Source organism: Tepidisphaeraceae bacterium (genome assembly GCA_035998445.1).
Classification (GTDB): domain Bacteria; phylum Planctomycetota; class Phycisphaerae; order Tepidisphaerales; family Tepidisphaeraceae; genus DASYHQ01.
On the sequence record DASYHQ010000061.1, the window covers coordinates 243,475 to 262,880 of the forward strand.

General features: G+C 64.1%; 16 protein-coding genes. 6 read left to right on the top strand and 10 right to left on the bottom strand.

Going from position 1 to position 19,406, the window contains the following annotated elements; genetic code table 11:
* Positions 1-66: 66 nt before the first annotated feature.
* The 4 genes from crtI to hpnC are packed head-to-tail and all read right to left on the bottom strand — an operon-like array spanning position 67 to position 5,001.
* A complete protein-coding gene (crtI, locus tag VGN72_23430; protein ID HEV7302310.1) occupies positions 67-1,632 on the bottom strand; it encodes a phytoene desaturase family protein in 1,566 nt (521 codons plus the stop codon).
* A complete protein-coding gene (hpnE, locus tag VGN72_23435) occupies positions 1,629-3,119 on the bottom strand; it encodes a hydroxysqualene dehydroxylase HpnE (protein ID HEV7302311.1) in 1,491 nt (496 codons plus the stop codon). Before hpnE ends, crtI begins: the two co-directional genes overlap by 4 nt.
* Positions 3,116-4,024: a phytoene/squalene synthase family protein gene (locus VGN72_23440; protein HEV7302312.1), complete on the bottom strand. Its 909-nt coding sequence runs from the start codon at positions 4,022-4,024 to the stop codon at positions 3,116-3,118. Before VGN72_23440 ends, hpnE begins: the two co-directional genes overlap by 4 nt.
* Positions 4,025-4,026: 2 nt before the next feature.
* Complete coding sequence (gene hpnC, locus VGN72_23445) at positions 4,027-5,001, bottom strand: squalene synthase HpnC (GenBank protein ID HEV7302313.1); 975 nt, start codon at positions 4,999-5,001, stop codon at positions 4,027-4,029.
* A gap of 126 nt (positions 5,002-5,127) precedes the next feature.
* Here hpnC and VGN72_23450 point away from each other — a divergent pair, with 126 nt between their 5' ends.
* Positions 5,128-5,817: a hypothetical protein gene (locus VGN72_23450; GenBank protein ID HEV7302314.1), complete on the top strand. Its 690-nt coding sequence runs from the start codon at positions 5,128-5,130 to the stop codon at positions 5,815-5,817.
* 192 nt (positions 5,818-6,009) lie between these two features.
* Here the strand turns inward: VGN72_23450 and VGN72_23455 are convergent, their stop codons facing one another.
* The gene (locus VGN72_23455; GenBank protein ID HEV7302315.1) at positions 6,010-6,234 is read right to left on the bottom strand and encodes a hypothetical protein; all 225 of its coding nucleotides are present in this window, start codon (positions 6,232-6,234) and stop codon (positions 6,010-6,012) included.
* Positions 6,235-6,342: 108 nt separating this feature from the next.
* Between VGN72_23455 and VGN72_23460 the strand changes: the two genes are divergently transcribed.
* Complete coding sequence (locus tag VGN72_23460) at positions 6,343-7,068, top strand: MBL fold metallo-hydrolase (protein HEV7302316.1); 726 nt, start codon at positions 6,343-6,345, stop codon at positions 7,066-7,068.
* Between the two features lie 284 nt (positions 7,069-7,352).
* Here VGN72_23460 and VGN72_23465 read toward each other — a convergent pair whose 3' ends face one another.
* From VGN72_23465 to VGN72_23485, 5 genes are all read right to left on the bottom strand, one after another.
* The gene (locus VGN72_23465) at positions 7,353-8,213 is read right to left on the bottom strand and encodes a sugar phosphate isomerase/epimerase (GenBank protein HEV7302317.1); all 861 of its coding nucleotides are present in this window, start codon (positions 8,211-8,213) and stop codon (positions 7,353-7,355) included.
* 317 nt (positions 8,214-8,530) lie between these two features.
* On the bottom strand, positions 8,531-9,595 hold the full coding sequence (locus VGN72_23470) for an ABC transporter substrate-binding protein (GenBank protein ID HEV7302318.1): 1,065 nt from the start codon (positions 9,593-9,595) through the stop codon (positions 8,531-8,533).
* 176 nt (positions 9,596-9,771) lie between these two features.
* The gene (locus VGN72_23475; GenBank protein HEV7302319.1) at positions 9,772-10,662 is read right to left on the bottom strand and encodes an ABC transporter permease; all 891 of its coding nucleotides are present in this window, start codon (positions 10,660-10,662) and stop codon (positions 9,772-9,774) included.
* Positions 10,663-10,693: 31 nt separating this feature from the next.
* Positions 10,694-11,473 (bottom strand): formylglycine-generating enzyme family protein, encoded by a 780-nt coding sequence (locus VGN72_23480; protein HEV7302320.1) that lies wholly within the window; start codon positions 11,471-11,473, stop codon positions 10,694-10,696.
* 66 nt (positions 11,474-11,539) lie between these two features.
* A complete protein-coding gene (locus VGN72_23485; GenBank protein HEV7302321.1) occupies positions 11,540-12,856 on the bottom strand; it encodes an aromatic ring-hydroxylating dioxygenase subunit alpha in 1,317 nt (438 codons plus the stop codon).
* A 730-nt stretch (positions 12,857-13,586) separates the two neighbouring features.
* On the opposite strand from VGN72_23485, the gene VGN72_23490 reads away from it, so the two are divergent.
* The 4 genes from VGN72_23490 (at position 13,587) to VGN72_23505 (ending at position 19,232) form a co-directional block, all read left to right on the top strand.
* Positions 13,587-14,615, top strand: a complete 1,029-nt coding sequence (locus VGN72_23490; GenBank protein HEV7302322.1) for an ABC transporter substrate-binding protein — start codon at positions 13,587-13,589, stop codon at positions 14,613-14,615.
* Positions 14,616-14,800: 185 nt separating this feature from the next.
* Entirely contained in the window at positions 14,801-16,189 is a 1,389-nt protein-coding gene (locus VGN72_23495; GenBank protein ID HEV7302323.1) for a hypothetical protein, read from the top strand.
* A 240-nt stretch (positions 16,190-16,429) separates the two neighbouring features.
* Complete coding sequence (locus VGN72_23500) at positions 16,430-17,257, top strand: AraC family transcriptional regulator (GenBank protein ID HEV7302324.1); 828 nt, start codon at positions 16,430-16,432, stop codon at positions 17,255-17,257.
* Between the two features lie 112 nt (positions 17,258-17,369).
* Complete coding sequence (locus tag VGN72_23505; GenBank protein HEV7302325.1) at positions 17,370-19,232, top strand: FAD-dependent oxidoreductase; 1,863 nt, start codon at positions 17,370-17,372, stop codon at positions 19,230-19,232.
* Positions 19,233-19,406: the final 174 nt, after the last annotated feature.

Sequence of the window (19,406 nt, forward strand, 5' to 3'; positions counted from 1 at the left end):
GGTCGCGATCCGGTCCCTCTCCCATGAGTACATGGGAGAGGGACCGGAAACACCTTCTATAAAAACTTACTGTGAACCTGTCGCGGTCGCTTTCCCACGGGTCGCGTACTTCGCTGCCTGGCCGGTCTGGCCCGGCCAGTGGTACGGGATCTTCTGATCGTCCAGCAACAGCCCGCTGCTGATTCGGGCCGATTCGAAGATCACCGGCAGCCCGCTACCCGGATGCGTACCACCGCCCACGAGGTAGACGTTAGCCAGATCTTCAAATCGATTGTGCGGCCGGCGGTGCAGCATCTGGCCGAGGTTGTGCGCCAGGTTGAACGTGGCGCCGCGGTACAGCTGGTAGTCGTTCACCCAGTCTGCGGGCGTCAGCACCTTCTCGTACCGAATGCGGTCGCGCACGTTATGGATGCCGATGCGCTCCATCTGTGTGAACGCCAGTTCGCGGAACGCGGGCGTCTCCTTGTGCCAGTCGATCGTGCCGACGTCGTTCGACACCGGCAGCAGGCAGTAGAGCGCGCTGTGGCCCGCCGGCGCTAGCGATGGGTCGGTCCGGCAGGCATTCTGCACGTAGAACGAGGGGTTGCACGACAGGCAGTGGCGTTCCTCGATGTCGCGCAGATTCTCCTCGTAATCCTTCGCCAGCCAGATCGTGTGATGTTCGAGATCGGGAAAGGTGCCTTCGACCCCGAGGTACATCATGAACGTGCTGCACGAGAACCGCTTGCCGCCGATGGCCTTGTCCTTCCAACGCTTGCGGATGCCGTCGGGCACGAGCTTGGTCATCGTGTTGGCAAAGTCGGCATTGATGACGGCGGCGTCGCAGTCGTAGGTTGCGCTGGACGTGGTGACGCTGCGAACGCGGCGCTGTTCGTCGAACGATAAGGACGTCACGGCCTCGTTCAGGCGGATGTCGACGCCCATCGATTCCGCGACGCGCGCCATGGCCGCGGTGACGGCGTTGCAGCCACCGATCGGGTGCCACACGCCGTACTCGTACTCCAGGAACGACAGAATCGTGAACAGGCTGGGGCACTGGAAGGGGCTCATGCCCAGGTATTTGCTTTGGAAACTGAACGCGAGGCGCGTGCGCGCATCGTGGAAGTACTTGCACAGATCGGTGTGTACGCTGTCCAGCGGGCGCAGGTGCAACGCCGACTTCATCACCGATGGCCGCAGCAAATCCAGTGGGCTGGCGAAAGGCGATTCCAGAATGGCGCGGAACGCGGATAGCTTCTTGCGGTTGTCGGCGAGGAACTTGGGAAAGGCGGCGGCGTCGCGCGGGTCGATCGCCTTCAACATCTCGCGCATCTGCGCGACATTGTGGGACGCCTTCAGTTCACCACCGGCCTCGAAGACCAGGTGATACTGCGGGTCGAGGCGCACCAGCTGCACCTCATCGTGCAAATTGCGGCCGCAGGCGGTGAAGACCTCTTCGAGGACGCGCGGATAGAGGAAGAACGTCGGCCCGACGTCGAACGTGTAGCCGGCCTCGGTGATGCTGCTGGTGCGGCCCCCGACGCGGTCGCGGCGTTCCAGCACCGTGACGTCGCACCCACTGGCCGCCAGCAGCATCGCCGAGGCGAGCCCGCCGGGTCCGGCGCCGATAATGATCACGCGACGACGACTCATGCGGTTAGCATCTCCGGTGTAAACGTTGCGGCGCGATAACGATTGGCGCACGGCAGATCGGCGACCCCGCACTTCTGCCCGGTGATGGCGGCCGCGGCCAAGTAGCCGCTTCGCACGGCGCCTTCCATTGTCGCGGGCCAGCCGGTCTGGCAGTAGTCACCGGCTAAGAACAGGTTCCGCACGCCGTTGCCTACGACGCAGGCGCTCGGGCGGATGTGGTCGACGCCGGGAGAAGGGTTGAACGTCGCGCGACGTTCCTTGATCACTTTCGCGTCAAGCAGATGAGCTTCCTTCGCCGCCGGCAGGTACGTGGCGATCTCATCCTGCGCAAGGCGAATGATCTCGTCGCCCGGCAGCTCGACCCACGCGTCGGCGGCGGAACTGACGGCTCGCAGCTGTTGGGGGGCATCGGTGGTCGCTGCGCCGTTGGCCGCGTCGAACAGCCACTGCACGGGGGAACCAATGAACGCAATGTGCGGGTGGGGCAGGATCCGGCGGTCGTAATGCAGGTGAATGCCGATCGTCGGGCTGTACGTGAACTCGCTCAGGCGCGCCAACCGATCGTCGTTCAAGCCGGGCGACGCGACCGCGATCGCAGCGAGGCGGTCGGCGGGCACGGCACTCACGTAGACGTCGGCCGACAACGAGCTGCCATCACTGGTCTGCACGGCTTCGATCGTATTGGTTTGCGAACCGACGACGATGGACCGCACCGCCGACCCCAGCCTCACTTCACCACCGTTGCGCGCCAGGATCGCCTGCAGCGCATCGTACAACGCCACCAACGGCACGCGCGGCACGCCCACGCGGTACGCGTCGCGATGGCCCATGAACCCCTGCAAAATCACCTGCAACGCGTACGCTGCCGACACCGCAGACGCCGGGGCGTTCAGCGCGCTGATCGTCACCGTCTCCCACACGCGCTCGATGGCTGCGGGCGACTGCTTGTGGTCGCGCAGCCAATCGGCGAACGAGATGTCGCGCCATCGTGCGCGGCCGCTGGGCGACGTCGCGAGGGCGGCCAGCAGCGCACGGCCGGCGGAGGACTTCTCGCGCAACGTTAGACCGCGGAACGACGCCGCGGCGCGGGCCAAGTGCAGCGGGGCGGGCAACCGGTCGGCCTTCAACACGCTGTCACGCCCCTCGCGGTCGCGGAAATGCAGCGTGTCGTGCCATTCGATGGAGTTCGTAGCACCGAGCCGATCGTAGAGATCGATCAGGTTCGTGCAGCAACCCATCAGCACGTGCTGGCAGTTGTCGATCGGCTCGCCAGAGGCGGGGTCCACATGGCTCGTCGCCCGGCCACCGAGGCGCTTGCGGGTCTCCAGCAGCGTCACGCGGTAGCCCCCCTCCGCCAGTCGCATCGCCGCCGCCATGCCGGCCAGGCCACCGCCCATCACGAGCGCAGTCTTACCGTCGCCGCAAGCCGTCGTGCGAGCGGCGGGGGGCGCAGTGATGGGCGCGTCGATGGGGACGGAGAGGGTCACCGTAGCATCGCTTTCACGAGAATTCCGAACTTCTCGATCGAGTTGAGCCGTACGCGCTGTGGCGCGAGGACCGCGGACGGGTCGGCGGCGATCTTGCGCAGCAGGCCGCCGTAGCGTTCGGTCATCGCCCACAGGCACCGCCGGGCATGGGGTGAGACGAGCGCGTCGAGCGGTGCCGACTCGGCGTAGAACCGCTGCGCCTGTTCCAGCGTGCAATCGATGCCGCGCAACACGTTCGGCCGACCGGCCAGCACGTCGGCGGGCGTGACCCCTCCCTCGGTGAAGCAGGTGGGCAAATACACCCGACCGACCAGCGCGTCCTCGCGCACGTCGCGCACGATGTTGGTCAGTTGAAACGCCAGGCCGCGCTTGATCGCCAACTCGCGCGTCGCTTCCCCGCCGTCGTAGCCCCACAGTTCAATGCAGAGCAAACCGACGGTCGACGCGACGTTGTAGCAGTACTCGCGCAGCGACTCGAACGACGCGTACGACGACGTGTTCAAATCTGCGAACTGTCCGCGAATCGAAGCCTGCAACGGCGCCAGTGGCAGCGTGTGCCGCTGAACCAGATCGGTGAACGCCGCCCACAGTGGCTGCGTGTGCAGCATGCTCGGCGCGTCGACCGTTGGCACGTGCCCCTCGTACGCCCGGCAGGTGTACTCAGAGAACCAGCAGAGCTGCCGGCCCTTCTCGGCGAGGTCGGTCGTGGTGTTGTCGGCCAAATCATCGGCATGGCGCAGCCACGAGTAGAGGATGAACGTATCGGTGCGCAACGGCTCGGCGATCAGCCGCATGCCCTGGTAGAAGCTGGACCCGCTGATGCGCACCAGCTCGCGACAGTGCGCAACGCTGGAGCGCAGGTCCGTCGGCGCCACCCGCTGCCCGACCGACGTGGAGGTGAACACCGTCATTTTCCTCCCAGTCGATAGGTGATCCACGCCTTGCACAACAGCGATGCCTTGCCGATCTTGCCGACGCGCGGGCGACGGAGATCGGTTCGGTAGTCGATGGCGGCAATGCGGCGCAGCACCGCTTCACCACCAAGCGTGAAGAGCGCGATGACCGGCCGCACGTCGCGCGACACGCGCGGCAGCAATTGCCGGCCGTCTGTGAACAGCGATCGCGTGCGGTCACACAGGTCGATCAGCGTCGCGCGATACGCGGCCGCAAATGGATCGCCGTTGGCGTCGCGCAAGTCGCGCGTTGCGCCGCTGTGGGTGATGCGCTGATGCAGTTCCTGCAGGTCCAAGCCATGCGCGTTGGCGATATCGGTGGGGATGTAGATGCGATCGACATCCAGAATGTCCCGGCGAACGTCCTGCCAGAAGTTCACCAGTTGCAGCGCGGTACAGGTGGCGTCCGAATGGCGCAGCGCATCGTGGTCATCCTCGCGATGACCGCTCAAGCGCAGCACGAGCCGGCCAACCGGATTGGCGCTGCGGGTGCAGTAGTCGAGCACGTCGGTCCAGCGCTCGTAGCGCGACACGTGCTGGTCTTGCCGAAACGCCGACAGCAGGTCCAGGAACGGCTCGATCGGCAGGGCGTGCCGGTCGATCGTCAGCTTTAGCCCGACAAAAAGGGGCTGGTCGGGCGACCCGGCGTAGCAGGCGCGCAGCTGTTGCTCGCAATCGTCCAGTCGACGCAGCGCCACGGCGCGGCTCGGGGCGGTGTCGGCCAGGTCGTCGGCGTGCCGGCAGAAGGCGTAGACGTTCGCGAAGTCGACCCGCAAATGCTTAGGCAACAGGCAGCTTAAAACGTGGAAGTTCTCGCCCGTCGAACGGGCAGTTAACGCGCTAACCGATGTCGCGTGTTCGTTCGGAGATGCCGAGGCAGGGTCGCCAGCACCGATGCTGGTGGGAAGTTCATCGACGGCGAATGGCATCTTGCTGCCATCGTAGGCAGTTAGCAGCGGGGCGGCCAACTAGAAATTCAGCGTGCTGATCGGAATTGAAAATCCTGCGTCAATCGATGGCAATGCGCGCCGCCATCCACAAAATGGCGCGGACCGATGCAGATGCAGCCCTACCTCATCACGGCGACCCTTCTCCTGGCCCTTTTCGGTTGCGCCGATCGGGAGGCCAACAGGCCCGTCGCGGCGCCAGCCGCGACGGTGGATCGAACTGCGTCAACCACGCAGTCGGCAACGACGAACCCGTCACACGCCTGGGCCGAGGGCAAGCAGCTGTTCTACGAGTTGATCTCCGGCCAGTCGAAATCGACGGACGCATCGCAGCGCTACTGGCAGCGCGCCGCCGACGCCCAGCCGGACGCCGTCGTGCCGCAGGCGTACCTCGGGGCGACGAACATGATGGCGTCGGCGCACTCCCGGTGGCTGCCCACGAAGGGACAGCTGGCGCGCACCGGCCTGAAGCAGTTGGACGCCGCGGTTGCCGCCGATCCGGAGAACGTGGAAGTGCGGTTCTTGCGCGGCATGACGAGCTATAACCTCCCCGGCTTCTTCGAGCGTGGCGCGATCGCAGCGGAAGATTTGGCGTTCGTCGCCGGGCGGGCGAAGGAGGCGGTCGCAAGCCAGCAATTGCTGCCGGGCCAGGGGGCGGCAGCGCTGTATCACCATGGCCTGTTGCGCGAAGTCGCCAAGGACCGCGCAACCGCCCGGCAAGCATGGCAGGACGCGATTGCGATTGCGCCAGACAGCGCCCCCGCCAAAGCGGCGCGCGAGCGCCTGAATGAAAACTGAACGCGACGGTCTCAGTACGATCTAGCGATCGCTTGCGGCTTCGGGGAACGGAAGCGGTCGGGACTGCGAAGCCGCAAGCGACCCGAGGGATCTCGAACGCCGAGCGATTGACGCCAGTGGGAGATCCCTCGGGTCGCTACCGCTCCCCTCGGGATGACAGGCTTCGCGGAAACTCGATCCGTCAGACCGTGGCTAGAACGGCGTCTTCATGCCCATGCCGCGGACGACGCAGTAGCCGGCCTTGGCTTGCCAGAGGCAAAGCGCCGCCGCCGCGACGAAGCTGCCACCGACGATCGCGACGGGCACGTTCTGCCAGAAGTACGCAGCCAGCAGCAAAGCGATCGCGACGATGAGGCAGACGATGCCGATCGTCCTGCGGACGCGCCGGCCGTGGGTGTCGATGTTGCATTGCATCATAAATGGGTCGCCTTGATGTTGCGCGTTGTGGCTCACGGGCGCGCAGCGCATTGTGATACGATCGTCTCAAGAACCATCCCGCAGCCGCTACCGTTGCCAGTAAATCTTATGCGATACACTACCTTACCCGATTGGTTCACGGCCACCGAAGTGGGGCCGGGCGTCGTGCGGATCAACGAGCCTTACTATAGGCAGGACTACCGCTGTAACATTCTGCTGATCAAGGGGCACGACCGCGACCTGCTGATCGACACGGGCCTGGGGCTCGGCAATTTACGCCAATTTCTACGGCCGATGAGCGAAAATCCTCTATTAATCTGCAGTCACTCGCACTACGACCACATCGGCAGCAACTTCGAGTTCCCTGAACGGCTCATCCACCCCGCCGAGGCCGACGTCGTCGCGCAACCCACCCAGCGCAACACATTCGCCGACCCGGTACTGCTGACGAAGGACTTCAGCACGCTTCCCTGGCCCGGTTGGGACGCGAATGATTGGTCGCCACCCCCGGCGCCGGCGACGGGCTCGCTGAACGAGGGAGACGTGCTGGAGCTTGGGGACCGTTCGCTGCGCGTGTTGCACACGCCGGGCCACTCGTGGGGCAGCATCTGCCTGTGGGACGAGCGCAGCCGTGAGTTGTTTTGTGCCGACACTGTCTACGAAGGGGAGATCTTCGACTTCCTGCCCTGCTCGGATGTGCCGACGTACGTGAAGTCGATGCAGCGACTGCGCGAACTGCCGGTGCGCGTGGCGTACCCTGGGCATGGGCCGGTGTTGGAGGAGGCCGCGTTCTTTGGGATCGTCGATGGGTACATCGCGCGGAATGCGAATTGAGGTTTGAAAGAGAACGCGAAGGCGCGAAGGACCGCGAAGAAAGCCGCGAGGGAATGCAATAGATGTGGCGCCCGATCCGCGTCACTCTCGCAGGGCGGCACTATAGAAGCGTAGTGGCACAAGCCCCTGTCTACTTCGCGGTCCTTCCCGTCCGCCCTTTGCGTTCGCATTCTCTGCACTTGAAGCGAGAGAATACGGGGGGAGAGTAAGACGGGGGGAGAGACAGGCAGGAATGCCTGTCCTACAGAAGCGCGGTTTATTTAGCATCGCTGGTTCGTAGGCCGTCATGATTTGAACCGTCCGAACCGTTGCTTCTGTCGTTGGCCTTGCCAGCAGACGACGTTCCAGAGATTGGCGACGGGTTGTTGGGTGTAGGGCAGTTGCTGCATGTAGCCGTCGGGGCCGAACTCGCTGGTCATGGTGACGACGGGCATGCCGCGGGCGCGTTGCGATTGCCAGATCTCGTCCCACCAGCGCTCGTGGGCCAGCAGGGCCGGTTGATATTCCGGGGCGGCGGGGTCGGGCACCTGGGCGTGCTGGGCATAGCCGACACGGCAATGCACGTGGTGCGCGCGGGCGGCGCATTGCCTGATGATGTCCATCTCCGTGTCGATCAACCGCTCGGCCACCACGCACCAATGGCTGAAGTCGCACGTGAGCTTCATCGTCGGCAGCGCCGCGATCACGTCGCGCGTGATCCACGGGTTGAACAGCGACCGGCAGCGGTGCGTCTCGAAGCTGATCGTGACGCCGCTCCGCTCGCTCATCTCGACGCCGCGGCCGAAGAAGTCGAGGTTCTGCTGCAGGCTCCAGGCGTCGTAGCCGCACATCGTGCTGATGAACAGTGGTTCGACCTCGCTGGCGAGGTTCACGGCCGTCTGAAGATCGCGCAGGTGATCGTCGACCGTGAAGTGCGGCTCGGGCACCCACCAATCGTAGGTCGGCTTATCGCTTAGGCCGGTCGTTACCTCGGAGATCATCGACAGGCCATTGCGCGACAGCAGTTCGCGCAGCCGCTTGCGCGTGGGGGCGTCTTTGGGAATCGGCATCTCGATCCCATCAAACCCGCCGGCGACGGTTTGGGTCACCAGCGTTTCGAGATCGGTGGGGGCACCCCACCACGTACGGCACATTTGCAGTTGCATGGAAATCCCTGTCTTTTTCCGCACGTAGCATGGGCGTCTCGCCCATGAGTGTGGTTAGAACCCGCGTCGTTATTGCTGGCGGATCGCGCTGCTCGAGCGGCACGTTGCAAATTCGATCTCTCTGACTTAATGCGGTCATGGGCGGGACGCCCATGCTACGTGAAGAGCGGGCGCCCTCACGTGCTTCCAGCGTTTCCCACTCGCAGTTCACCACCGACGCCCACAACAGCAAAACCCCGCGAGCCGCCGCCCGCTCCGGGGGGGAAGAGACGGGACGGACGGCCGCGGGGAAAATCGGGTGATGCATCAGCGAAGCGTTACTTCGCCTCTGCCTTATACCCTTCGTCGGCCAGCATCTTCAGTGGCGTCAGGTCGACGCTGGCCTCGATGGGCATGTCCTTCTTCATAATGCCGAACTTCACCCACCAGTCGTTGGTGAGCTTCGTCGTCGCCTTCACCTGGCCGTTGGACTGGCCCTCGGGCGCGTCGCCCGGCAGCACGCCCATGTAGCGGGCGGCTTCCTCGAAGGAATAGACGTACATGCCGCCGACCTTGGGCTTGCCGTCGCTGCCGATCGTCTCCTCGACGGCCGACACGTCGAACTTGATCGCCTTGGCGATGATCGCGTTGCCCTCGGCCGGGTTGGCGCGCCAGAACTTGATCGCTTCGTACCAGCCCTTCATGACGTTCTTGGCCACCTCGGGCTTGTTCTTGATAAAGTCGGCGTTCATGTAGACGGCGTCGTGCAGCAGGCCGGTCTTCAGCCAGTAGGGGTCGTGCGAGTTGGCCAGGACGTGCGAGCCCTTGATGTTCTTCAGCACCTGTCCGCCGTACGGTTCCCAGAATTCCCCAGCGGCCACCTCGCCACCGATCATGGCGGCGGCGGCGTCGTCCATGATGACGTTGACGTACTTGGCGTCGGCGAACGGCACGCCGTTGATTTCCAGGTAGATGCCCATGAAGATCTGCGACAGCCCACCCTCCATCACCGCCACGCTCTTACCCTTCAGGTCGGCGGCGGTCTTGATCTCCTGGCGCGCGATGATCTTGTCGGTGCCGTAGCTCAGGCCGTGATACGCGACGTACTTGATCGGGCTGCCCGCCTCGGCGGCGATCGGGCCATATTCACCGGTGCTGCTGATAACGTCGAGCTGACCGGCCGACATCATGCCGAAGCTCTGCATGGGGTCTTCGATGATCTGAATGTCGAGGTCAACGTCGGGCGCGAGGTTCTTCTCTTTGGCGATGAACCAGAAGCCGTACGTGGGCCAGGAGAAGATCGACACGCGCACCTTTTCGGCGGCGTGGGTGAGGGAACTGGTAGACAGGATCGTCGCCGCGCCGATCGCGGTGAGTAAGAGGGTCTTCAACGGGTTCTTCATTCTGTTCTCCAATGGTTGGTTGCAGAAAATACGGACGCTGCTCCTGCCCCTCTCCCGGTACTCCGGGGGAGGCTGGGTGGGGGTGATTTCGAGCTGCTGACGGTTCTCGGCAGCACAAAATCACCCTCACCCAGCCTCTCCCATGAGTACATGGGAGAGGGGCAAGATTCTCAGGCTCACTTGGCCGCCTTTAGTCGCAAGTACGGGAACACCACGTGACGCGCCAGCCGGAACAGGCAGTCGAACGCCAGCCCCAGCGCGCCGATGACGAGGATGCCGGCCAGCACGTCCTCGGTGCGCATGAAGCGTTTGGCGCGCATCATCACGGCGCCGATGCCGTCGGTGCTGGCGACGATCTCGGCGATCACGAGGTAGGTCCAACTGACGGCCAGCATCTGCCGCATCACGTCCAGCACGTGCGGCATGACGGCCGGCACGACAACGCTGAACATCAACCGGCGGCGGCTGGCGCCCAGCGTCTGGGCGACCTCGATCAGGTCCATCGAGACCTGCTTCGTGTGGTCCATGACGAGCGTGATCAGGAAGAAGACCACGCCCAGGAACAGCAGCGCCAGCTTCTGCATCTCACCCGTGCCGAACCACATCAACAGCAGCGGCACGAACGCCGGCGCGGGCAGGTAGCGCCACACCGCCACCACGGGGTTCAGCAGCGCCCCGGCCCGCGTGAAGGTGCCCATGACGATGCCCAGCGGCACCGCGACCGCGCACGCCGCGGTGAAGCTGGCCAGGATGCGGACGACGCTCGTTCCGATGTCGGCGGCGAAGTTGCGCTCGGCGAGCAGCGTGTACAGCGCCTTCAGCACGTCCCACGGCGACGCCAGGATGACATTGGCCGCCGACGCCGACTGCCAGTGCCAGAAGCCGATGAAGAGCACGAAGCCCATCACGCCGAGGAACAGCGTGTGGCCCGTGCCGATCGGCGCGCGCACGGCCAGCAGGCGACTGCGCCGGCGCGACGGTGTGGTTTCGATTCCGGGAACATTTCGCGACGACGCCGCCGGCATCAGCTTTGGGCTGAGATCGGTCGTGTCGCCTGCGTAGGACATCAGATCAACCCTTCTTCGCGATAACGGAAATTCACAGGTCACAGGCCACGCGGAAACCGGTGTTGTCGAATCGCTGTGCGCTGCCGATCCAATCGCGATAAGCGCAGCGAAGGACGCGCGGCAGCGCGTCCCAGCCACCGTTGCGGACGACCTTCCATTGTGATGGACGGTCCCCACTGTTCATCCACGCCGAGCCGTCCGTCGGGGCGCCGGTGTAGTCGTCGTGCCAATCGTCGGCCGTCAGTTCGCAGACGTTGCCGTGCATGTCGAACAGGCCGAAGGCGTTGGCGGGATACGAACCGACGGCCACCGGGCGGCCCTTGCCGGGTTCCTGGCGGTAGTCGTAGTAGAGGAAATTGGCCTGTTCGACCGTGATGTTCGACCCGGTGGCGAAGACGCCCGTCGTGCCGGCCCGGCAGCCGTACTCCCACTCGGCCTCGGTCGGCAGGCGATAGGCGCGACCGGTGATGCGCGACAGCCACAACAGGTAACCCTGCACGTCGTCCCAACTGATGTTGAAGACCGGCAGCCACCCACGCCCCCAGCCACAGTCATCGGGGCGATGTGCACTGGGCACGGCGGCCGAGTAGGCATCCCACGCGTCGAACGTCACGGGATATCGGCCGATGGCAACGTTCGGCTTGATCTGCACCGTGTGCCGCGGCAGTTCGATTCGGCTGATGAACTTGTCGTCGCCGTCCGTCGCGCCCATCGTGAACGCGCCCGCAGGCAGCACGACCATTTCGGGCGCGGCGTCGGCATCGCGGAACGTCGTGCCCGCGGGGAGAGGTGCGGTGAGCGTGCTGGTCATCGTGCGCCTTGGAGAACGGGGCGTAGGGAGAGCTTCATGGAACAAAGCCAAAATTGAGGCATGCACCTATGCCCGCACGTGCGCCGCGGCGACGTCATACGCGCGGGCGTCAACGGGTTCGTCGTGGCAGTCGCCGGCGCATTGGGGTGAATAGGCAATCGCGCCACCGCGATCCGGTGCCGGGACGGGTTGTTCGTACGCCTCGCGAATCTTGCGGGCGAGGTATCGCTGGATGAACCAGATCGGTTGTTCTAAATAGCTCAGCGGGCCTTGGCGATAGGTGGCGGAGTTCATGCCCTTCTGCACGGCCTCGCAGGCCTCCATGTCTTCCATGTGGAAGTCCTTCAGCATCTGGATGTCGGTCTCCAGCGCCTTCTCGAAGTGCGGCATCTTGCGCGCATCGGGATGGGCGAGAATGGTGGTCAGCAGCTTCACCCGCTGGGGACCATCGGGCACCACGCGGTACCAGTAGACGCGGTCGGGCGCCGCGAACAGCAGCATGGTGGGGTAGCCGACGTAGACGTACCACTCCACGCGTTTCTCGACCGGCACGGTGGGAATATCGATGAAGGTCTTCAGCTCGCTCTTGTCCGATCGCACGTCGTCGGCCAGCTCTTTGATCAATGGCAGATGCGCAACGGTGTACATCGGCTGTTCTTCATCCGAATAGCACGTTTTAGCCGGAAATAGCGGTTCGAACGTCTTGATGTGCGCGCCGCAGTGGTGGTAGCACTCGGCGAAGTTCTCGACGATCACCTTCCAGTTGAAGGCGCAGTCCCACTCCATCTCGGCCATCACTTCAAGGTTGCCCAGCTGCCAGTCGGCCAGCTTCTTGCCCATGTCGCCGTACACTTCAGCGGCAGGGGGAATGTCGGCGGCGAAGGTGACGAAGATCAGGCCGTTCCAGATTTCCGAGCGAAAGTGGGGCAGGCCGGTCTCTTTGCGGTTGAAGTTCTCGCTCTTGTTCATCTCGGGCGCGCCTTTACAGCGGCCGTCGAGGTCGTAGGTCCAGAAGTGGTAGGGACAGATGAGGAACCGCGCGTTGCCCTTGGCCTCACGGCCGTACTCGGTTGGGTTCACGTCCATGCCGCGATGCGGACAGACGCGCGACAGCACGCGCACGAGCATGTCCTTGCCGCGCACGACGACCATCGGCTCGCCGAGCAGGTCTAGGTTGAAGTAGTCACCGGCCTTGGGAATCTGCGAGACGTGGCCCACGCTGAGCCACTCGCGCTTCAGGATATTGTCGACCTCGAACTCGTAGTGGACCGGGTCGGTGTACGCGCCGGGCGGAAAGGTCGTCGCCTGGCTCAACGGCCGACCGGCCGCTTCCAACATTTTCTCATGAAGCACGGACAACGGGGTCGTCTTGATAGCCGACATCTGTGATACCTCGAACATCAATCACAAGATCGCTCCGTTGTTGCTGTGCACTAGCTGCCCGAAGGTTGCACAGCAAATGGAGGGCCAAGCGGGGAGGGGCGGCCGGGACGACGGGGCGAGGATGAAGTCAGGGGCCGCTCCAGGCGTGTGCAGGCAGTTGACGAACGGCTCTAGTAAACCGTCATCCTGAGGTACTCCGAAGGATCTCCACCGTATTCGCTTCGAGAAGAAAGACATCCTTCGGAGTACCTCAGGATGACGCGGACTGCGCGGATGACGTGTTCCACAAGGGCAAAGTTCATATGGCCGAACGTGCGATGTCTGCGCGCTTTCGGGGCATCGCATCACCGGTTGCAGCGGAACTGTGCATCATGGGGATCGACCACCGGTGCACGTGTTGCTGGATCCGGATGTATCCCGACCCTGCGTTTGATCCGTAAGTCCTGCATTGTTCCGCGTGGAACACGCGTTGCGCCACGTTCACCACTACGCCTGCCATCCGGCGGCACGGCGGTTGCTTTACGCACCTTCGACAGTTTGGTCCCGCCGTACGGCGTAGGTGGCAATCAAAACGCCACCGAGATTCGGCCTCCCCGGCCGTCCGACCAACACCGCTCAGTTGTTGCTGATTTGCAGCACTAGCCGCCCAAGCTTACTGCAACACGTTTAGCAACGGTCTACCACCCTTTACTGGTCGTGCGCACGCCGGTTCGTGCGCATCGGAGGCTCCATGGTGTCACCCGTCAGGTCCCTCGCGTTCGTCTTTGCCTTTCTCATCTCCCTGGCGCTGTCCGGCGTTGCGCGGGCACAGGAGGCGCTGCGCATCGGCTATAGCGACTGGCCCGGTTGGCACCTCTGGGACGTCGCCAAGGAAAAGGGCTTCTTCGACAAGGCCGGCGTGAAGGTCGAGCTGGTCTGGATGGACTACATGGCCAGCATGGAGGCCTTCAGCGCCGGTAAGCTCGACGGTGTCGCGATGACCAACGGCGACGCCATGGTCACCGGCGCCGGTGGCCGTAAGGGGACCAACATCCTCCTGAACGACTTCTCCAACGGTAACGACATGATCGTCGTCGCGCCCGGCCGGGGCATCGAGACCGTGAAGGACCTGAAAGGCAAGAAGATCGGGCTCGAGCTGAACATCGTCGACCACCTCCTGCTGCTGAAAGCGCTGGAGATGAACGGCATGAGCGAGTCGGACGTGACGCTGGTCAACGTATCCACCCCCGAAACGCCGCAGACGCTGGCGTCGGGCGATGTGGATGCGATTGGATCGTACTACCCGTTCTCGGGGCAGGCGCTAACGCAGGTGCCGGGCTCGAAGACGATCTTCACCAGCAAGGACGCGCCGGGCCTGATCTTCGATTGCCTCTACGTCGGCCGCGAAAGCCTCGCCGCCCGGCGTGGTGATTGGAAGAAGGTGGCCGAGGCGTGGTACATGGCGGTCGACTACCTGAAGGACCCGGCCACGCGCGACGACGCGATCAAGATTATGGCCGGCCGCTGTGGGGTGGCGCCGGCGGAGTACGCGCCGTTCCTGGACGGCACGTACCACCTGTCGCTCGACGAGGCCGCCAAGGCTTGGCAGAAGAGCGAGGCGCTGACCTCCATCTACGGCAGCACGAAGGTCGCCGACGCGTTCAACGTGAAGCACAAGGTCTACGAGTCGCCGCAGGACATCGATTCGTACCTCGACCCCAGCATCACGATGGAACTGGCCAAAGCCAAGGGCATCACCGTCGCGGCGGATACGAAGTAATCGCTGATCGGTTTGAAGGTAGGACGGCGGCAGTCCGGGCAAGTGTCGCCGTCCTCCTTTTTCAGTAGTTCCATTCACCTATTTAGATTGCAGGATGCGTCAAAGCCGCAGGGTGCCAGTGCGCCATCGGTCTAGCCGTAACCTGCCAAGTTGTTCTTTCTGTTTTTGTTTTTGAGGGACAAGTCATGCAGATGATCGAACAGGACCCGAAGTTGGTCGCCGCCACGAAGAAGAAGCTGATCGACGCGGGTGTGGAGTATTGCTTTGCCAGTTACGTCGACGTGCACGGCGTGCCGAAGGCCAAGTGCGTGCCGATCGAGTTCTTCGAGAAGATGTGCAAGGGGTCGGAGCTGTTCACCGTCGGCGCGATGGAGGGCATGGGACTCGTGGGCCCTGAAAAGGACGAGTGCGCCGCGGTGCCGGACTTGGCATCGTGCGTGATCTGCCCGTGGGACAAGCGCTACGCCTGGTTTGCCAGCGATCTGTACTTTCACGGCAAGCCCTACGTCAACTGCGCCCGCGTGATGCTGAAGCGCGCGATCGCCCGCGCCGCCGACCGGAATTACCTGTTCAACATCGGAATCGAGCCCGAGTTTTACGTGTTGAAGGAGACGCCCGACGGCAAGTACGTGCCGCTGGCCACACCGTACAAGGGCATGTGCGCCGCGTACGACGTCGACCAGACGATGCAGTCGGCTGGCTTCCTTGTGCCACTGGCGAAGTACATCAAGGAACTTGGCTGGGGGTTGTTCAGCTTCGACCAGGAAGGGGGCTACGGCCAGTACGAGTTCGACTTCAACTACGCCGAATGCCTCACGATGGCCGACCGCTTCATCTTCCTGCGCCTGATGGCCAAGAACGTCGCGCGCAGCATCGGCGCGATCGCGACCTTCATGCCCAAGCCCTTCAGCCACGACTTCCGCAACGGCGCGCACCACAACATGAGCCTGATGGACACGAAGACCGGCAAGAACGTCTTCATGCAGGATGACCCCAACGAGCCCCTGGCCAAGAAGTATGGCCTGCCGTTCAGCAAGTCGGCGTTCCACTTCGTCGGTGGCCTGCTGAAGCACGCTGGGGCGATCACCGCCATCTCGTGCCCCACGTTCAACAGCTACCAAGGGTTACTGGCCCAAGGTGACATGACCGACGTCAGCTGGGCGCCGGTGCTGAAGGGCTACGGCAACAACAACCGCTCGGCGATGCTGCGCCTGCCGATGAGCCGGCCGGTCATTGAAAACCGTTCACCGGACATGAGTTGCAATCCGTACCTGACCGCCGCGCTGCACCTGGCGGCGGGTCTGGAGGGAATCAGCCAGCAGATCGACCCCGGCGAGCCGCTCAACATGAACTTGTACGAGATGACGGAGGACGAGAAGAAGCGTCGCAACGTCCAGAGCATCCCGCGCACGCTGATTCACGCGCTGGACGCCTTCGAGGCTGACGAACTGGTTCCCGAAACGTTCGGCAGCGAGTTCCGGGATATCTATTTGAAGACGAAGCATGCCGAGTTCAATAAAACGTTCTTCCGTGTGACGGATTCGGATCGGGCGGCGATGTTGACGTATATCTGATTCTGGCCACGCGCGGGTGCGCCCGTTTCGTTGTCATCCCGAGGGGAGCGGTAGCGACCCGAGGGATCTCCCACTGGCAGCGATGTTGCGCCGTCGGGATCCCTCAGGTCGCTACCGCTCCCTTCGGGATGACATGTTGCATTAAAGGCGAACGAACTGTGTTGTCCGCGATCGTCCTGAGACATCTCCGGACACCATTGCCAAACCAATCCGCCGTAGCGATCATCGACCGCCACTGGCATGGCCACCGCAGTCGATTATCTCGCGGCGTTGCTTCGGTCGCGCCTCATCATTACCGAGGCGCAGGTGTTGACGTCGCCGCCCGGGGCCGTGCACGCACGGCACGTGGTGGCGTTTCCCAAGCTCATGCTCGTCTACGACGGCGCGATCGAATATCAGATCGATGGCCAGCTCGTTCGGTTGCACGCGGGGGACATGTTCTACCGGCCGGCGGCGTCGGCGGCGCGGTGGACGTTGGCGCCGGGGCAGACGTGCTCGATCGGCTGGTGCGAGTTTCGGGCTGAGCCGGAGCTGGACGAGCCGCATCATCCGCTGTTGCGCGCGACGAGCGACGTGCCCCTGGAACTGGCCAGTTTCCATCGCATTCGCGATCTGTACCAGCGCGACGATGCGCCGTCGCGCCTGACGGTCGAGGGGGAGCTGAAGGCCGTGCTCGGGCGCTTCCTGCCGACGGCGACGCCGTTGTTCGACGAGACGATCAGCGACGGGTTTACGTCCGACGCCTCGCGCGGCGACGATTCGGTGCGGCAGGCAGTGGCATGGCTCGGCCGCCACTTCGCCGAGGCCAGCGTCGCAACGAAGGTCCGCGATCGCACGGGGCTTAGTCCCGACCACTTCCGGCGGGTGTTTAAAGAGATGACCGGGCTCAGCCCGAATGGTTACCTGCTGCGATTGCGCATGAGTGCGGCGCGGTTTTACCTGCAGCGGTCGGACCTCAGCATCAAGCAGGTCGCGGCGCAGGTGGGATACGCCGACCCGCTGTACTTCTCCCGCCTGTATCGCCGGTACTGGAAGTCCACGCCCACCGCCGACCGTAAGCGGCAATAGCTGCCCAGCTTCCGTCCCATAAACGTGCAGCGACCGTCCCGCGCATGTTTCGTCCATGCTTTCCGCGGAAGCCCCCATTTGAAATGGCCGGTTCTATGGCATGATCGTCCATATGAACGACCTTCACGAAATCGAGACAGACCTCCTGGTGGCCGGTGGTGGCATGGCTGGCGTGTGCGCGGCGATCGCGGCGGCGCGGCAGGGGGTGCGGGTGGTGCTCGTGCAGGATCGCAGCGTGCTCGGTGGCAACGCGTCTAGCGAGATCCGCATGCACATCGTCGGCGCCGACAACCACGGCGGGCGCAAGGGCTGGCGCGAGTCGGGCATCATCGAAGAACTCCGCCTGGAAGATGCCGTGCGCAACCCCGAGCGGTCGTTCCCACTGTGGGACGCGATTCTGTACGAGAAGGTCATCGCCGAGCCGAACATCACGCTGTTGCTCGATTCCGACGTGGTGGGCGTCGAGATGGCGTTCGGTGGCTTGGATCCGGCGAAGCTGCCAGCGCGCACCGATCGCATGTACGAGTTCAACGGCGTGCCGGGTCGCATTGCGGCGGCACGCGTGGTGCGCAACATCACGCAGGACGAGTTCGTCATTCGAGCTAAGCAGTTCGCCGACTGCACCGGTGACGGCCGGCTGGGGTTCGAGGCGGGCGCCGACTTCCGCATTGGCCGCGAGTCCAAGGCCATGCATGGCGAGTCGCTGGCGGTGGACGTGGACGACGTGCACACGCTGGGCAGCTCGATGTTGTTGACGACTCGCAACGTGGGTCACCCCGTGCCGTTCACGCCGCCGCCCTGGGCGCGCAAGTTCGACCCCGAGCAACTGAAGGTGGGACGCCACTTCCGCTCGTGGGAATACGGATTCTGGTGGATCGAGTGGGGCGGCACGCTGAATACGATCAAGGACAACTGCACCACGATCCGCCACGAGCTGTATCGCATCGCGCTGGGCCTGTGGGACTACGTGAAGAACTCGGGCCTGTTCCCCGACAGCGCCAACTGGGCGCTGGACTGGGTCGGGGCGGTCCCCGGCAAGCGCGAGAGCCGGCGCTTCATGGGCCCGCACGTGCTGACGCAGCAGGACGTGCTGGAGGCCCGCCAGCACCCCGACGTGGTGGCGTACGGCGGGTGGGCGATCGACCTGCACCCGGTGAGGGGCATCGACGCCGTGGACGAGCCGCCGTTCACGCCCACGCACACGCCCACGGTGTACGGAATCCCGCTGCGCTGCTACTTCTCGCGCAACATCGAGAACTTGTTCTTCGCCGGCCGCGACATCAGCGCGACGCACGTGGGGTTCGCCTCGACGCGCGTGATGGCGACGTGCGCCATCGGCGGCGAGGCCGTGGGCTTCGCGGCGGCACAGTGCGTGAAGGAGCAGGTCACGCCAGCCCAACTGGTCGCCGACGCCCAGCGCCTTCGCCGATTGCAGCAGACGATGCTGCGCCACGACGTCACGCTGCTGAACACGAAGGTCGACCCCGCGGGCAACCACGTGATGTCGGCCGAAATCACCGCCAGTTCGACGGCTGCGCCGTCCGCGGTCGAGAACATCCGCAACGGTCAAACGCGCGACGAGGTGGCCCCGAAGACCGCCGAACTCCTGCGAAGCCACGGCTGGCGCAGCGCCGCCCTGACCGCGGGCACACCGCAATGGATCGAGGTGCGCTGGCCGCAACCGGTCGAGATCCGCGAGCTGCACCTCTGGTTCGACAGCGGCTTCACCCGAGAACTGATCCTCAGCCCCAGCAACGGAACCACGTCCCACTGCATCCGCGGACCGCAACCGGAACTGGTGAAGGACTACACGATCGAGGTGAACGGCGACAAGGCCGTGACGGTCGCCGGCAACCACGAGCGCAAGCGCGTGCACCGGTTCGAGAAGCCCGTGGTGGTGCGCTCGCTGCGCCTGAACGTCACCGCGACGCAGGGGGCGGAAGAGGCGCGGGTGTTTGAGATCCGGGCGTACTAATGGTTTCGTGGAGGCGAGTCTGACCGTGGCATGGGCGTCTCGCCCATGCGTGTAGATAGCACAGGCGATTTTATTTGTGGCCAACTGCTTCGGTCGCGCAGCAAGCCACAAAGTAAATCTTCCCGCCTCATTACAAGCATGGGCGAGACGCCCATGCCACGGTGAAGAGGCGGT

Bases quoted from the DNA above. Each gene is read 5' to 3' on its own strand.
- VGN72_23490 (HEV7302322.1), top strand. From the start codon at position 13,587: ATGGTGTCACCCGTCAGGTCCCTCGCGTTCGTCTTTGCCTTTCTCATC.
- VGN72_23455 (HEV7302315.1), bottom strand. From the start codon at position 6,234: ATGATGCAATGCAACATCGACACCCACGGCCGGCGCGTCCGCAGGACG.
- VGN72_23480 (HEV7302320.1), bottom strand. From the start codon at position 11,473: ATGACCAGCACGCTCACCGCACCTCTCCCCGCGGGCACGACGTTCCGC.
- VGN72_23505 (HEV7302325.1), top strand. From the start codon at position 17,370: ATGAACGACCTTCACGAAATCGAGACAGACCTCCTGGTGGCCGGTGGT.
- VGN72_23485 (HEV7302321.1), bottom strand. From the start codon at position 12,856: ATGTCGGCTATCAAGACGACCCCGTTGTCCGTGCTTCATGAGAAAATG.
- crtI (HEV7302310.1), bottom strand. From the start codon at position 1,632: ATGAGTCGTCGTCGCGTGATCATTATCGGCGCCGGACCCGGCGGGCTC.
- VGN72_23465 (HEV7302317.1), bottom strand. From the start codon at position 8,213: ATGCAACTGCAAATGTGCCGTACGTGGTGGGGTGCCCCCACCGATCTC.
- VGN72_23450 (HEV7302314.1), top strand. From the start codon at position 5,128: ATGCAGATGCAGCCCTACCTCATCACGGCGACCCTTCTCCTGGCCCTT.
- VGN72_23495 (HEV7302323.1), top strand. From the start codon at position 14,801: ATGCAGATGATCGAACAGGACCCGAAGTTGGTCGCCGCCACGAAGAAG.
- VGN72_23470 (HEV7302318.1), bottom strand. From the start codon at position 9,595: ATGAAGAACCCGTTGAAGACCCTCTTACTCACCGCGATCGGCGCGGCG.
- VGN72_23475 (HEV7302319.1), bottom strand. From the start codon at position 10,662: ATGTCCTACGCAGGCGACACGACCGATCTCAGCCCAAAGCTGATGCCG.
- VGN72_23460 (HEV7302316.1), top strand. From the start codon at position 6,343: ATGCGATACACTACCTTACCCGATTGGTTCACGGCCACCGAAGTGGGG.
- VGN72_23500 (HEV7302324.1), top strand. From the start codon at position 16,430: ATGGCCACCGCAGTCGATTATCTCGCGGCGTTGCTTCGGTCGCGCCTC.
- hpnC (HEV7302313.1), bottom strand. From the start codon at position 5,001: ATGCCATTCGCCGTCGATGAACTTCCCACCAGCATCGGTGCTGGCGAC.